The following is a 13,477-nucleotide window of genomic DNA, read 5'->3' as shown; positions in this document are numbered from 1 at the left end:
AACAGAGGAGTGAAAATATGAAATTAGCATTGGATCCATCCATGTATCGTGATGATTTAACTTTAGAGGAAATGGTCTATAAAACGGCAGAGCTCGGCTATGAATATATCGAATTATCGCCGCGTGAGGATTTTTGCCCATTTTATAAATATCCGAAAGTCGATTCAGCAAAGATCAAACAATTAAAGCGGCTGTTAAGGGATACAGGTGTTAAGCTTTCATCGCTTCTTCCTCTTTACCACTGGGCGGGTCCTGATGAAGACCGCCGCCAGGCAGCAGTGCGCAACTGGAAACGGGCAATCGAAATTGCGGTTGAACTTGAAGTGGATTTGATGAACAGCGAATTCAGCGGTTCAAAATATGATCCTTTAACAAGTGAAGAAAAATTTATCAAATCCATGGATGAGCTTCTGCCAGTCTTTGAAAAAGAAGGCATGAAACTCAATCTTCAAGCCCACCCATACGATTTTATCGAAACGCACAAAGGTGCGATGGATATGATCCGCGCGCTTGACAAGGATTGGATCAATCTTGTCTACTCGACTGCGCATACGTTCTTCTATGATGACGGCAAAGGCGACATCGAGACCATGTTTGACGAAGCCGGCGACCGCCTCACACATGTTTTATTTGCAGATACCTATAATCATAAAGCGGCTCATGGCCTTCGCTACATCGTCAATCCGCCTGACGCGAAAGTAACGGTTCACCAGCATTTGGACATTGGCCAAGGCGAGGTTGATTTTGATACGATTTTCAGAAAACTGAGAGAGATGAAGTTCGACGGAATTGCGACGAATGCCGTATTTGCTTGGGTCGATGAAAGAGCGGATGAATCAAGCCGATTTATGCTTAAGAAAATGAAAGAAGAATTAGGTCTGGCATAAGCTGAGCATGGAGTTCGGCGGGATATGGCGACAGCCTTCCTGCCGAACTCCCTTCATATCTAAAACGCAGATGGGGGAGTCTGGCATGAAACTTTGTTTTAATGAAGCGACAACATTGGAAAACTCAAACCTTAAACAGGATTTAGAACTATGCGAAAAGCACGGCTATGATTATATTGAAATCCGCACAATGGATAAGTTGCCCGAGTACTTAAAAGATCATTCATTGGCAGATCTTGCGGAATATTTTCAAACCCATCACATCAAACCGCTTGCTTTAAACGCGCTTGTTTTCTTCAACAACCGTGATGAAAAGGGCCACAACGTGATCATCACTGAATTTAAAGGCATGATGGAAACATGCAAAACCCTCGGTGTGAAATATGTGGTGGCCGTTCCGCTTGTGACAGAGCAGAAGATTGTAAAAGAAGAGATCAAAAAGAGCAGTGTAGACGTGCTGACTGAGCTGTCAGATATCGCGGAGCCGTACGGCGTAAAAATCGCGCTTGAATTTGTCGGCCATCCGCAATGTACGGTCAATACGTTTGAACAGGCGTATGAGATCGTAAACACAGTTAACCGTGACAATGTCGGGCTTGTCCTTGATAGTTTTCACTTCCATGCAATGGGTTCAAATATTGAGAGCTTAAAGCAGGCGGACGGAAAGAAAATCTTCATCTATCATATTGATGATACAGAAGATTTCCCAATCGGCTTTTTAACAGATGAGGATCGTGTATGGCCGGGACAAGGGGCAATTGACTTAGATGCCCACTTATCAGCACTGAAGGAAATCGGCTTCTCTGATGTTGTTTCGGTTGAGCTCTTCCGGCCTGAATACTATAAGCTGACTGCTGAGGAAGCCATTCAAACAGCGAAAAAAACAACGGTTGATGTTGTATCAAAATACTTCAGCATGTAATGGATAAAGGAGGGGTGGACATGGCTTTTGTATCGATGAAAGAGCTTCTTGAAGATGCAAAGCGGGAGCAATATGCAATTGGCCAGTTTAATATCAACGGCCTGCAATGGACGAAGGCGATTTTGCAGGCAGCGCAAAAGGAGCAATCACCGGTCATCGCCGCGGCTTCTGATCGCCTGGTCGACTATTTAGGCGGATTTAAAACGATTGCCGCCATGGTAGGCGCGTTAATGGAGGACATGGCGATTACCGTTCCGGTCGTGCTTCATCTCGATCACGGCAGCAGTGCGGAACGCTGCAGACAGGCCATTGATGCCGGATTCAGCTCAGTGATGATTGACGGCTCCCATCAGCCGATTGACGAGAATATCGCGATGACAAAAGAAGTCACCGATTATGCCGCAAAACACGGCGTGTCAGTAGAAGCCGAAGTCGGCACGGTCGGCGGAATGGAAGACGGACTGGTCGGCGGGGTCCGCTATGCCGATATCACGGAATGTGAGCGGATCGTTAAAGAAACCAATATCGACGCGCTGGCCGCCGCCCTCGGCTCTGTACACGGCAAATATCAGGGTGAGCCGAATCTCGGATTTAAGGAAATGGAGGCTATCTCCCGCATGACTGATATTCCCCTCGTTCTTCACGGGGCATCCGGGATTCCGCAGGATCAGATCAAAAAAGCCATCACGCTCGGCCATGCGAAGATCAATATCAATACGGAATGTATGGTAGCGTGGGCAGACGAAACACGCCGCATGTTTCAAGAAAACAGCGATCTGTACGAACCGCGCGGCTATTTGACACCCGGCATTGAAGCTGTGGAAGAGACAGTGCGAAGCAAAATGAGAGAGTTCGGATCAGCCGGTAAAGCAGCTAAGCAGCAGGTCGGCTAAAGAGACCAGAAACCGCCGAGATGGCGGTTTTTTTGTGCGGTGTTGCGTCCATACGCCCAAAACGATTATGATGATGGCAGCAGTGTAAGAAACGGGAGTGGTTCAGTTTGAATAAAATCATGATTGTGGAAGACAGTGAAGACATTCGCGGACTATTGCAGAATTACCTTGAAAAATACGGATATCAAACAGTGGTCGCCGCGGATTTTACAACTGTTCTTGATGTCTTTTTGCGGGAGAAGCCCGATGTGGTGCTGCTTGATATCAATTTGCCGGCATATGACGGATATTATTGGTGCCGGCAGATCCGCCAGCACTCCACAAGCCCAATCATCTTTATTTCTGCCAGAAGCGGGGAAATGGATCAGGTAATGGCGATTGAAAATGGGGGAGACGATTATATCGAAAAACCGTTTTCTTATGATATTGTGCTGGCGAAAATCAAAAGCCAGATCCGGAGGGCGTACGGGGAGTACGCCGCAAAGCAGGGAGAGAAAGTGGTTGAATATGCCGGCGTCCAGCTCTTTGTGGAACGGTTTGAACTGCGTTTTCAGGATGAAAAAAGCTTGCTTTCTAAAAAAGAAAGCAAGCTTTTGGAAGTGCTGCTTGAGCGGGGAGAAAAGGTGACGAGTCGGGACCGTCTCATGGAAAAGACGTGGGACACCGACATATTCATCGATGATAATACACTTAACGTGTATATCACGCGGCTCAGAAAAAAACTGCGGGAGCTGAATGCGCCTGTTTCTATCGAAGCGGTGCGGGGCGAAGGCTACCAGCTGAGGGCACAGTCATGAAGCTGTTTCTCCGGTCTCATGCAGTGCTGATTCTGCTTTTTCTCCTTCAAGGGCTGTTTGTCTTCTTTTATTACTGGTTTGCGGGTCTTCATTCTTTTTCTCACTTGTTTTACATATTGGGCGTGCAGCTTCTTATTTTGGCGGGCTATCTTGCCTATCGCTGGTACAAAGACCGCGGCGTGTATCATTGGCTCAGCTCGGGGCAGGAAGGGACGGATATCCCGTATCTCGGTTCTTCAGTGTTCTGTTCAGAGCTGTATGAAAAGCAGATGGAGCTGATCCGGCTGCAGCACCAGAAGCTCCATGAGACCGAAGCCAAGCTTGACGCGCGGGTGACGTATATGAATCAATGGGTGCACCAAGTAAAGACGCCGCTGTCGGTCATTAATTTAATCATTCAAGAAGAGGATGAGCCCGTTTTTGAACAAATCAAAAAAGAAGTCCGGCAGATTGAATTCGGGCTGGAGACGCTTCTTTATTCTTCAAGGCTCGACCTGTTTGAACGGGATTTTAAAATCGAAGCGGTTTCCCTGTCCGAGCTTCTCCAATCAGTCATTCAAAGCTATAAACGATTTTTTATTCAATATCGCGTTTATCCGAAAATGAACGTTTGCGATGATCATCAGATTTACACCGATGCCAAATGGCTCAAATTTGCGATCGGCCAAGTGGTCACAAATGCGGTCAAGTATTCAGCGGGCAAGAGTGACAGACTTGAGCTGAATGTCTTCCGCGATGAAGCCAGGACGGTGCTTGAAGTCAAAGATTACGGTGTCGGGATTCCCTCGCAAGACATCAAGCGGGTGTTTGACCCTTATTACACTGGGGAAAACGGGCGGCGTTTCCAAGAATCTACGGGAATCGGCCTCCATCTCGTCAAAGAAATTACAGATAAGCTCAATCATACGGTAGACATCAGCTCGTCTCCCGGTGAAGGGACATCAGTTCGATTTTCATTTCTTACAAAAATGTAAGGCTGCGTTAAGAAAACAACATAGCCCGCTTTGTTTCCCCTTGATAACATGGATTTATGTCAAGGGGATTTTTATGTTGAACGTCCCGGCACTACATGAAAGCAGCCCAGATCAACAAGAATAAAACCATAAGGAGGATTTTCATGGCGAATATGCTTGAAGTCAAACATATAAATAAAACCTATAAAGGACAAGTGTCCTATCAAGCCTTAAAGCAAATTTCATTTTCAATAGAAGAAGGCGAGTTCACGGCGGTGATGGGGCCGTCCGGGTCCGGAAAAACAACGCTTTTGAATATCATTTCAACGATCGACCGTCCGGATTCAGGCGATATCCTGATTCACGGAGAAAACCCGCATCGCCTGAAGCGGACAAAGCTCGCTCATTTCCGCCGCAAGCAGCTCGGATTTGTGTTTCAGGATTTCAACCTTCTGGACACGCTGACAATCGGTGAAAATATCATGCTGCCGTTAACGCTTGAAAAAGAAGCACCGTCTGTAATGGAAGAAAAACTGCAAGGCATCGCGGCAAAGCTCGGAATTGAAAACCTGCTCAACAAACGGACGTTTGAAGTATCCGGAGGACAGCGCCAGCGTGCCGCCATCGCAAGAGCGGTCATTCATAAGCCGTCACTCATCCTGGCCGATGAACCGACGGGCAACCTTGATTCCAAAGCGTCAAAAGACGTCATGGAAACGATGCAGAGCCTGAATCAGGATGATCATGTCACGGCTTTGATGGTGACCCACGATCCTGTTGCGGCAAGCTACTGCCGCCGCGTCATCTTTATAAAAGACGGCGAACTGTTTAATGAGATTTACCGCGGGGAAAACCGCCAAGTATTTTATGAACAAATTCTCGATGTGCTGTCTATGCTGGGGGGAAACGCAAATGACCTTTCTTCAGTTCGCTTATAAAAACGTCACGAGAAACAAAAGGGCCTATCTTGCATTCTTTTTAAGCAGCGCCTTTTCCGTTTTGATTTTCTTTACCTTTGCGATGTTCCTGTTTCATCCGGCATTAAAGGAAGGCTACCTGAATAATATCGCCAAAAAAGGCTTAACCGCTGCGGAATGGATGATCTTTGTTTTTTCTTTCTTATTTGTTCTGTATTCGGTTAACGCATTTTTGAAATCGAGAAATAAAGAATTCGGCATCCTGCTCATGCAGGGCATCACGCCGGGGCAGCTGAGAAAGCTCATTACTGCGGAAAATATGATCATCGGCGTCATGTCAATTGCAGCCGGCATTATCGGAGGATTCATTTTTTCAAAGACGTTCTTTACGGTCGGCGCTTATATTTTAGAAATGGACGCGCTGCCTTTGTATATGCCTTGGAAAGCGCTCGGTATTACGGCCTGCGGATTTCTGCTCTTATTTTTCTTTTTATCGCAGTTTACGATTCTTTTTGTCAGATCAAATACGGTTATCAAATTAATAAAGGGCACTGACAAGGTTAAGCCGGAGCCTAAGCCGTCCGTGCTTCTGTCCTTATTCGGCATCGCCTGTCTGTGCGGCGGGTACGGCATGGTTCTTAAAGGCAATGTCCACGGGGCCGAACCGTTTATCATTTTACTGCTCACCGTCATCGGAACATATTTCTTTTTCAGCCAAAGCAGCATCTGGATTCTGCGCGCGCTGAAGAAGTGGAAAACCTTTTATCTGCGCGGGAAAAACGTCATTTGGGTTTCTGACCTTGTCTATCGTTTAAAAGACAACGCCCGCCTGTTCTTTATTGTCAGCATTATTTCCGCGGTTGCGTTTACTGCGACAGGCGTGCTCGCAATGTACAAATCGACTGTCGGGGCGGAAGAGTCCGCTTATGAAATGGAGTATTTATCCTACAGCAACAATCCAAAAGAACAGACTCATTTGAAAGATATTGACCATGAACTGAAAACACACGGCTTTACGTATAAGAAAGACAAAATAGATGTTTCCTATGTTCGCTATCAGGAAGGAGAAACTGTTCCCCCTGTTTACATGATCAGCAAATCGGATGTATCAAAGTACTTCCATGTTAAGCTGAGCGGCCTGAAAAATGATGAGGCTGTCTATTTCCCGGGCACGTATGACCGCAATTTCAAAAACAAAGCGCCGGATCAGCTGAAACTGCTGAACCAAAAAGGCAAGCTGTCCGGACAAAAACTGTCGGTAAAAGAAGTCAAAAAACCGCTGATCTCATTGAATGTCATCATCGCAGTGAATGATCAAACCTTTGATCAGCTGAAATCACTCGGTGATAAAGCGTCATTATACGGCTACAGCTATGATCATTGGAAAGACAGTCTTGAGATCAGCCAATCCTTGCAAAATGAGATTTACGGCAATTATATCGACGTGCATTCTGATTTTGCTTCAAAAGCTGGGACTTACTATGATACGGTGCAGCTGCCGAGCCTGAGTTTATTTATCGGCCTGTTTATCGCAATTGTATTCTTTGTCGCGGCAGCAAGTTTCTTATATTTCAGGCTGTTCACTGATTTAGATGAAGACCGGGAGCGCTACCGTTCACTGGCCAAAATCGGCCTGAGTGAGCGTGAAATGGCACAAAGCGTGACAATACAATTGGCCATTCTTTTCTTCTTTCCATTTGTCATTGCCGTCATGCATACACTGTTTGCCTTGAGAACATTGGCTGTGGAAGGATATTCCGATGTCGCGGGGCCGCTCAGTCTTACCATCGGAGGGTTTTTCATTTTTCAGCTTCTATTCTTCCTCGCGGTGCGGTCAAGCTATTTGAAAAAAATGAACAAGTAAGGGGAGTGCAAAGATGAAAAAAGCAATGGCAATCCTGGCCGTCTTGGCGGCTGCTGCCGTAATATGCGGGCTTCTCTTTTTTCATAACGATGTTACAGACAGATTTAATCCGTTTATTCACCAGCAAGATGTCTATGTTCAGATTGATCGAGATGGCAAACATCTTAGCCCAGGCGGTACTGAATATACATTAGACGGATACAATGCATCCGGAAAAAAAGAAGAAGTGACCTTTTTCGCCGGCAAAGAGCTTCGGAAGAACGCGTATTTGAAGGTGAAGGCGAAAGGAAAGTATGTCGAGACTTGGGAAGAAGTCAAGTTTGAAGATATGCCGGACTCCGTGCAGTCAAAATTAAAGTGATTCATAAAAAACGGCACAGCGTGATGACTGTGCCGTTTTTTTATTTTTTATTTTCTTCGGCCCGTTTGATCAGCATGTCGGTGATGATATCCACCTGTTTGCTGACAGAAATCGGATCATACGGGTAGAACGTGTCAAAGTCATTGATAAACACGCGATTATGTTTAACAGCGTCAAGGTTCTTCCAAATAGAGGAATTCTCTAGCTTGTCGAGTGTTTTGCTTTCGCCTTTCGGGTTGTAATCCGTAATGAACATATAATCTGCGGCATACTCAGGAATAACCTCTTGAGAGAGCTGTTTCATCTCTCCTTTTTTGATGACATCTTGCTCAATTTTTTCAGGCGCTTTTAACCCAAGTGCATTGTATACAGCTTGGCCGCCGCGTCCGCCATTGTCATTGAACACCCAGAATTCGCCCTTGTCTGTGTTTTCATAAATGCCGAAGGTCGCATCTTTGTCGATGACGCCGGCAATTTTCTTTTTAGCTGCTTCCGCTTTTTTGTTAAAGCCAGCCATAAATGATTTTGCTTTGTCTTTCGCTCCGGCGATATCTCCGAACATGCTGACTGTGTCTTCTACGTTTTTCGCTGTGTTATAAGGTATGACAACAGTCGGAGCGATTTTCTTTAATTTATCAACATTCTCTTCATTCATGACAACAATTAAGTCAGGCTGAAGCTCCATCACTTTTTCAACGCTGATTGGATCACCAACATCCTTCACATTTTTCAGTTTTGATTTTAAAAACGGATTATCAAATGACCATGAGCCTGAGCCGACCACATTGGCCCCGACAGACAGCAATTCACCGGCATAAAAATCAGTGACGATGCGTTTCGGATGTGCAGGAATGTTGACGTTCCCTTTTGGTGATTTGTATGTTCTCAATTCTGTTTTTTCGGAAGCAGAATCGCTTGAGCTCCCTTTAGAAGCCGTGCCGCTGCAAGCGCTGACAAACATGAGAAGCAGCACAAGCATGCCCACGAGCAATATGTTCTTTTTCATCAAGAACCCTCCCACTATGTATCTCAATAGATTAGTAATGATTATCATTATCAATTAATAATATAGCAAGAAACCTGTTCTCCGTCTATCACTATTTTTAAGGGAGAAAGTTTTTCCCGTTTATGGGTGACGCGGTATGCCTAATCGATTATTATAGGTAAATAGGAGGAGAAAAATATGGGAATTACAAAAAGAGGTGCCGCTTGGGAATGGCTGCATAGCTGGTGGATGCTGTTTATTTTCATGCCTTTTGCCATTACCAGTTTTTTTGCCTTTTTATTTATTGGCATCAAGGTTAGAAATAGAAAGTGGATCATGTACGGAATTATTTATTTTTTCATTTTTGCGTTTGGTTTTGTTTTGCCCGATCTGCCTGGTGTTTTTATTGTGGTCCCGTTATGGGCGGTGACCATTATTCATGGATTTAAAGTGCGCCCGCTGTATTTGATTCAGCTGGATGTCTACAAAGATCATGTGGAGGCGCGGGCTTTTGCCGAGGCAAGAAGTGAAGCCGAGAGCAGATTTCATGCACCGAAACAGTCTATTCAGGATATACATATTCGCAAAGAACAGTAAGAAAAAAAGCTCAACACTCGCATTGTGTTGAGCTTTTTTATATGTTACTGCTGGTAGGATTGCTGCTGAAATGGCGTGTTTTGGCCGAATGGAAGTGTAGACACATTCGTATTCATGACGCTGGATTGTCCAGTAAGTTCCTGCTGCATTTGGTTGCACATGTTGACAACCTGCTGGCACTTTTGAATCGCCATGTCATGCCCGTGCAGCGCTTGCTGAATGGTATGTGCAGCTTGTTGTTCGTGGTTTAGAATCTGCTGCAGCATTTGGATGTTTTGCTGCTCTTGATGTAGCATTTGGCGATATTGCTGGCTGCTTTGCTGTGTTTGCTGAATGAGCTGCTGAGCAGTTTGGCGGCATTGGTTCAGCTGCTGCAAGCCGTGTTGTGTATTATGCATGAATGATCCCTCCATGTATCGATTGACGTGAGTCGGTATTATCATGCAACTTGAATGAAAAGAAATTCTGTCAAAGAGGAACTACAATTATTTTCCTCAGCTCCTCTATCTTTGAATGAAAACGGTAGAGATTGTATACTGGGTACAAACCCTTTTTATGTAAATGTTCCGTTGTAAAATATAAGAATTGCGGAAAACGACACCCTGAAATGGGAGAATCGTATTCCGCTTTTTTTTCTTTGTTTGCTCAGAAACCGCCTTCTCCTGCAGTAAATGGGATATTCAGCCTGTTTTCTACTGTGCGGAGGCGCTGATTGAGCCGATTTAGGCGGCGTGTATGGCGTTCAACAGCCTGGCTTAGCTGATTGACCTGTTCGGCCAGCCGCGCAATTTCGCGGTTTTGACGGCGGTCTTCGTTTGTTAGACGGGTTAATTCTCTCGACTGCTGTTCATTTTGCCGTTCAAGTGCTGCGATTCTTCTTTCTAATGCCGGCTGTCTGTCCATTTGGTATGGATCGTATACATCCTGCTGCGGATAAGAATTGTACTCATAGTGGCTATAGTAAGGTTCCTGCTGAGGCAGCTGAGGGCTGTAATATTGATAAGGGTTCATTATGATCAATCTCCTTGTGGGTGAATTCCTTATAACTTATGTAGTCATTGGCACAGCGGCACGGCATTCGCCCAAAAAGAGGAGGAAAGGATGTGATCCCCTTGAGAAACAAATATGTCATTTTGCTTTTAACTGCTGTATGCATCATGGTATCGGGCTGCCAGCAGCAAAAAGAAGAGACGCCGTTTTATTACGGAACGTGGGATGAGGGGCTTGCCCCCGGGTCAGCGGATGGCGTGAAATCAGCAACGGTCACATTTACCGAAGACGAGGTTGTGGAAACGGAAGTGATTGAAGGAAGAGGAGAGGTACAGCTGCCTTTTATGGCATACAAGGTGATTTCCCAAAGCACTGACGGGTCTATCGAGATTCAGTACCTTGGCCCCTATTATCCGCTCAAAAGCACGCTAAAAAGAGGAGAAAACGGGACGTTGATATGGAAGCAAAATGGCCAGACAAAAACGATGACAAGAATCAAGTCAAAGACCGGCAGGGAGGAGAAAGATGAGAAATCAAAAAGCTGAAAGACTGGTGGCAGCGGGGCTTGTTTTACACATCATTCAGTGGATATTTATATTATGGGCTTTTCTCAAAGTCAAACATGTATTTAGCGACTATACGATCTATAACCCTAATGTCATCAGCGGCTCCATGCAGTCCTTATCGTTTATACAAATGATGCGCGCTATGATGTACTCAGGGGCAATCGTGAATTATGTTTTGTTTTTTGCCCTTGTATGGCTGATTTATGGCATAGTGCTTCATGCCATCCTGATTGTTCTGGAAATGGCGGCTTACGTCATGATCAGGCGGAATCCATCATCTTCATGGGGGTTCTTTTTCATCGCGGCGGGTGTGAAGCTTGCCATCTTGAATATAACCGGCATTCCTTTTTTAGTTGCCGGCTTTCTGCTCATGAAACAGAAAAAAGCAGAAAACGGCGTCAAGACAGAAAGAAAGCGGAAACCGCGCATACGTATCCGAAGACAAGGGCGGCGTCTAAACAGAATCCGGAGAAAACCATCTCTTCCGGTTGAATATCAAAAAGAAAAAACGATATGATGGGACTATAGCCTGAAAACGACATGAAGGAGATGCAGGATGTACAAACTAATTGCAATTGATATGGATGGAACACTTTTAAATGATCATCATGAAGTAACAGAGGAGGTCCGCAACGCCCTTCACGCGGCAAAAGCGGAAGGTGTCAAAATTGTGCTTTGCACCGGCCGGCCGATCGGAGGTGTGCAGAGATATTTAGATGAACTGAATTTAATTGAAGAAGGCGACTATGTTATTGCGTATAATGGAGCGCTTGTTCAAAATACGCATACAAATGAAGTGGTCTCGGAGCTGTCTCTCGGTTATGATGATTTGGCTTCATTATATGACCTGAGCTTAGAGCTGAAGACGCCGATGCATTTCTTTGACTCATCTAATTTGTATACGCCTAACCGGGACATTAGCGAATTTACTGTATACGAATCCTATGTGACACAGGTGCCGCTTCATTTCCGCAAGATTGACGAGGTGCCAAAAGATATCCTCATCCCAAAAGTGATGTTTATTGATAAACCGGAGAACTTAAGCCGCGTCATTACATCGATTCCGAAAGACGTAAGAGAAAAATATACAATGGTCAAAAGCGCGCCTTTCTTTTATGAAATTCTGCACTCGGAAGCCAGCAAAGGAAATGCTGTACGCCAGCTGGCCCAGCTGCTTGGAATTGAACAGGCGGAAGTCATGTGCATAGGCGACAACGGGAACGACCTGACAATGATTGAATGGGCGGGCTGCGGGGTTGCCATGGCAAACGCCATCCCAGAAGTATTGGAAGCCGCAAACTTTCAAACACGCTCCAATAATGAACATGGTGTTGCGCATGCGATTCACGAGCTTGTTTTGTCGAAATAATGAAATCCAGCCTCTGAGAAGGCTGGATTTTTTCGTTTTATTTGATGTAATGTCAATTCTTTGACGAATCTCTTTGACTTTCGTTATGCTGATAAAACAAGTTGTTCACAAAATGTATGATTTTAGCCTGAATTGAAAGGGGATTGAATCAGATGTGCACAAGTCTTACATTGGAAACTGCTGACCGGAATCATTTATTAGCGAGAACAATGGATTTTGCATTTCAGCTGGGGACGGAGGTCATTCTCTATCCGCACCGTTACAGCTGGAAGAGTGAAGCTGACGGAAAGGTGCATCAAACACAGTACGCGTTTATCGGGATGGGAAGAAAACTTGGTAATATTTTATTTGCAGACGGCGTTAATGAAAACGGTTTATCATGTGCTGCGCTTTATTTTCCGGGCTATGCAGAGTACGAAAAAACGATACGGGAAGATACCGTTCACATTGCCCCGCATGAGTTTGTGACATGGGTGCTGTCAGTCTGTCAGTCTTTGGAAGACGTAAAAGAAAAGATTCGATCTTTAACGATTGTAGAGAAAAAATTAGATCTATTGGATACAGTTTTACCGCTTCACTGGATATTGTCAGACCGGACGGGACGAAGCCTGACGATAGAACCGAGAGCAGACGGCCTCAAAGTCTATGACAATCAACCTGGTGTCATGACGAACAGCCCCGACTTTATATGGCATGTAACCAATCTGCAGCAATATACAGGAATCAGACCGAAGCAATTAGAGAGCAAAGAGATGGGCGGATTAGCCCTTTCTGCTTTTGGCCAAGGCTTAGGAACTGTTGGTCTGCCGGGGGATTATACACCGCCTTCCCGGTTTGTCAGAGCTGTTTATTTGAAAGAACACCTAGAGCCGGCGGCCGATGAAACGAAAGGTGTAACAGCCGCTTTTCACATTTTGGCAAATATGACGATACCAAAGGGCGCAGTGATAACGGAAGAAGACGAAATTCATTATACGCAATATACTTCCGTGATCTGCAACGAAACTGGAAACTACTATTTCCACCACTACGACAATCGGCAAATCCAAAAAGTGAGTTTATTTCATGAAGACCTAGACCGCCTTGAGCCTAAAGTGTTTTCTGCTAAAGCAGAAGAGAGTATTCTAGAACTTAATTAAGATTCAATTAGCTGATTTCGGTATGAATCCGGGATCAGCTTATTTTTTTATGTGATGTCTCAGCTTCTGAATGAGTGGGAAAATGGACCGTTCTACGACGGCGATCACGCGCGTTTACTAGCAAAGAGCAAAAGCGGCGGCAAAATGCGTATGGTCGGAAGTAGAGATAAGGTACAAGCTACATTTATATAAAACTTTGGATCAAAACGAGTCTTAGCATCAGACTGGTTTTGCCAG

At 45.0% G+C, this 13,477-nt stretch carries 16 protein-coding genes; 13 read left to right on the top strand and 3 right to left on the bottom strand.

Annotated features, from left to right (window positions below):
- Positions 1 to 17: 17 nt before the first annotated feature.
- From AC0OMU_RS21180 to AC0OMU_RS21145, 8 genes are all read left to right on the top strand, one after another.
- Positions 18 to 887: a sugar phosphate isomerase/epimerase family protein gene (locus AC0OMU_RS21180; protein WP_014478480.1), complete on the top strand. Its 870-nt coding sequence runs from the start codon at positions 18 to 20 to the stop codon at positions 885 to 887.
- Between the two features lie 85 nt (positions 888 to 972).
- Entirely contained in the window at positions 973 to 1,809 is an 837-nt protein-coding gene (iolI, locus tag AC0OMU_RS21175) for a 2-keto-myo-inositol isomerase (RefSeq protein ID WP_474241519.1), read from the top strand.
- Positions 1,810 to 1,829: 20 nt separating this feature from the next.
- A complete protein-coding gene (gene iolJ / locus AC0OMU_RS21170; RefSeq protein WP_309529973.1) occupies positions 1,830 to 2,702 on the top strand; it encodes a 6-phospho-5-dehydro-2-deoxy-D-gluconate aldolase in 873 nt (290 codons plus the stop codon).
- Between the two features lie 107 nt (positions 2,703 to 2,809).
- A complete protein-coding gene (gene yxdJ / locus AC0OMU_RS21165; protein WP_474241518.1) occupies positions 2,810 to 3,499 on the top strand; it encodes a two-component system response regulator YxdJ in 690 nt (229 codons plus the stop codon).
- The gene (yxdK, locus tag AC0OMU_RS21160; RefSeq protein WP_063335867.1) at positions 3,496 to 4,473 is read left to right on the top strand and encodes a two-component system sensor histidine kinase YxdK; all 978 of its coding nucleotides are present in this window, start codon (positions 3,496 to 3,498) and stop codon (positions 4,471 to 4,473) included. Before yxdJ ends, yxdK begins: the two co-directional genes overlap by 4 nt.
- Before the next feature lie 143 nt (positions 4,474 to 4,616).
- Positions 4,617 to 5,390 (top strand): ABC transporter ATP-binding protein YxdL, encoded by a 774-nt coding sequence (yxdL, locus tag AC0OMU_RS21155; RefSeq protein WP_014115765.1) that lies wholly within the window; start codon positions 4,617 to 4,619, stop codon positions 5,388 to 5,390.
- Complete coding sequence (gene yxdM / locus AC0OMU_RS21150; RefSeq protein WP_474241517.1) at positions 5,365 to 7,233, top strand: ABC transporter permease YxdM; 1,869 nt, start codon at positions 5,365 to 5,367, stop codon at positions 7,231 to 7,233. Before yxdL ends, yxdM begins: the two co-directional genes overlap by 26 nt.
- A gap of 13 nt (positions 7,234 to 7,246) precedes the next feature.
- Positions 7,247 to 7,594 carry a YxeA family protein gene (locus AC0OMU_RS21145; protein WP_015715011.1) on the top strand — a complete coding sequence of 116 codons (348 nt, stop codon included), beginning with the start codon at positions 7,247 to 7,249 and terminating at the stop codon, positions 7,592 to 7,594.
- A gap of 40 nt (positions 7,595 to 7,634) precedes the next feature.
- On the opposite strand, the gene AC0OMU_RS21140 is transcribed toward AC0OMU_RS21145, so the two are convergent.
- Positions 7,635 to 8,600 carry an iron-hydroxamate ABC transporter substrate-binding protein gene (locus AC0OMU_RS21140; protein WP_322839947.1) on the bottom strand — a complete coding sequence of 322 codons (966 nt, stop codon included), beginning with the start codon at positions 8,598 to 8,600 and terminating at the stop codon, positions 7,635 to 7,637.
- Positions 8,601 to 8,777: 177 nt separating this feature from the next.
- On the opposite strand from AC0OMU_RS21140, the gene AC0OMU_RS21135 reads away from it, so the two are divergent.
- Complete coding sequence (locus AC0OMU_RS21135) at positions 8,778 to 9,176, top strand: hypothetical protein (protein ID WP_003243293.1); 399 nt, start codon at positions 8,778 to 8,780, stop codon at positions 9,174 to 9,176.
- Positions 9,177 to 9,220: 44 nt separating this feature from the next.
- Here the strand turns inward: AC0OMU_RS21135 and AC0OMU_RS21130 are convergent, their stop codons facing one another.
- Together AC0OMU_RS21130 and cotNE are read right to left on the bottom strand one after the other, a co-directional pair.
- Complete coding sequence (locus tag AC0OMU_RS21130; protein WP_003236356.1) at positions 9,221 to 9,574, bottom strand: hypothetical protein; 354 nt, start codon at positions 9,572 to 9,574, stop codon at positions 9,221 to 9,223.
- A gap of 247 nt (positions 9,575 to 9,821) precedes the next feature.
- On the bottom strand, positions 9,822 to 10,187 hold the full coding sequence (cotNE, locus tag AC0OMU_RS21125; protein WP_015385105.1) for an inner spore coat protein CotNE: 366 nt from the start codon (positions 10,185 to 10,187) through the stop codon (positions 9,822 to 9,824).
- A gap of 146 nt (positions 10,188 to 10,333) precedes the next feature.
- On the opposite strand from cotNE, the gene AC0OMU_RS21120 reads away from it, so the two are divergent.
- The 4 genes from AC0OMU_RS21120 (at position 10,334) to yxeI (ending at position 13,240) form a co-directional block, all read left to right on the top strand.
- Positions 10,334 to 10,711 (top strand): DUF3255 family protein, encoded by a 378-nt coding sequence (locus AC0OMU_RS21120; RefSeq protein WP_046340322.1) that lies wholly within the window; start codon positions 10,334 to 10,336, stop codon positions 10,709 to 10,711.
- Positions 10,692 to 11,249, top strand: a complete 558-nt coding sequence (locus AC0OMU_RS21115; protein ID WP_015385103.1) for a hypothetical protein — start codon at positions 10,692 to 10,694, stop codon at positions 11,247 to 11,249. Before AC0OMU_RS21120 ends, AC0OMU_RS21115 begins: the two co-directional genes overlap by 20 nt.
- A gap of 39 nt (positions 11,250 to 11,288) precedes the next feature.
- A complete protein-coding gene (gene yidA / locus AC0OMU_RS21110) occupies positions 11,289 to 12,101 on the top strand; it encodes a sugar-phosphatase (protein WP_015385102.1) in 813 nt (270 codons plus the stop codon).
- Between the two features lie 152 nt (positions 12,102 to 12,253).
- Positions 12,254 to 13,240: a penicillin V amidase gene (yxeI, locus tag AC0OMU_RS21105; protein ID WP_474241516.1), complete on the top strand. Its 987-nt coding sequence runs from the start codon at positions 12,254 to 12,256 to the stop codon at positions 13,238 to 13,240.
- Positions 13,241 to 13,477: the final 237 nt, after the last annotated feature.

The organism is Bacillus sp. FAU18, assembly GCF_056033885.1.
The sequence above is the reverse complement of the archived record's forward strand: the minus strand, read 5'-3'. Positions and strand labels throughout refer to the sequence as shown.

Excerpts from the sequence above, each read along its gene's own strand:
- AC0OMU_RS21130 (WP_003236356.1), bottom strand. The coding sequence starts at position 9,574 with ATGCATAATACACAACACGGCTTGCAGCAGCTGAACCAATGCCGCCAA.
- AC0OMU_RS21120 (WP_046340322.1), top strand. The coding sequence starts at position 10,334 with ATGGTATCGGGCTGCCAGCAGCAAAAAGAAGAGACGCCGTTTTATTAC.
- yxdL (WP_014115765.1), top strand. The coding sequence starts at position 4,617 with ATGGCGAATATGCTTGAAGTCAAACATATAAATAAAACCTATAAAGGA.
- iolJ (WP_309529973.1), top strand. The coding sequence starts at position 1,830 with ATGGCTTTTGTATCGATGAAAGAGCTTCTTGAAGATGCAAAGCGGGAG.
- yidA (WP_015385102.1), top strand. The coding sequence starts at position 11,289 with ATGTACAAACTAATTGCAATTGATATGGATGGAACACTTTTAAATGAT.
- AC0OMU_RS21140 (WP_322839947.1), bottom strand. The coding sequence starts at position 8,600 with ATGAAAAAGAACATATTGCTCGTGGGCATGCTTGTGCTGCTTCTCATG.
- AC0OMU_RS21145 (WP_015715011.1), top strand. The coding sequence starts at position 7,247 with ATGAAAAAAGCAATGGCAATCCTGGCCGTCTTGGCGGCTGCTGCCGTA.
- yxdK (WP_063335867.1), top strand. The coding sequence starts at position 3,496 with ATGAAGCTGTTTCTCCGGTCTCATGCAGTGCTGATTCTGCTTTTTCTC.
- AC0OMU_RS21135 (WP_003243293.1), top strand. The coding sequence starts at position 8,778 with ATGGGAATTACAAAAAGAGGTGCCGCTTGGGAATGGCTGCATAGCTGG.
- yxeI (WP_474241516.1), top strand. The coding sequence starts at position 12,254 with ATGTGCACAAGTCTTACATTGGAAACTGCTGACCGGAATCATTTATTA.
- AC0OMU_RS21115 (WP_015385103.1), top strand. The coding sequence starts at position 10,692 with ATGAGAAATCAAAAAGCTGAAAGACTGGTGGCAGCGGGGCTTGTTTTA.
- yxdM (WP_474241517.1), top strand. The coding sequence starts at position 5,365 with ATGACCTTTCTTCAGTTCGCTTATAAAAACGTCACGAGAAACAAAAGG.
- cotNE (WP_015385105.1), bottom strand. The coding sequence starts at position 10,187 with ATGAACCCTTATCAATATTACAGCCCTCAGCTGCCTCAGCAGGAACCT.
- iolI (WP_474241519.1), top strand. The coding sequence starts at position 973 with ATGAAACTTTGTTTTAATGAAGCGACAACATTGGAAAACTCAAACCTT.
- AC0OMU_RS21180 (WP_014478480.1), top strand. The coding sequence starts at position 18 with ATGAAATTAGCATTGGATCCATCCATGTATCGTGATGATTTAACTTTA.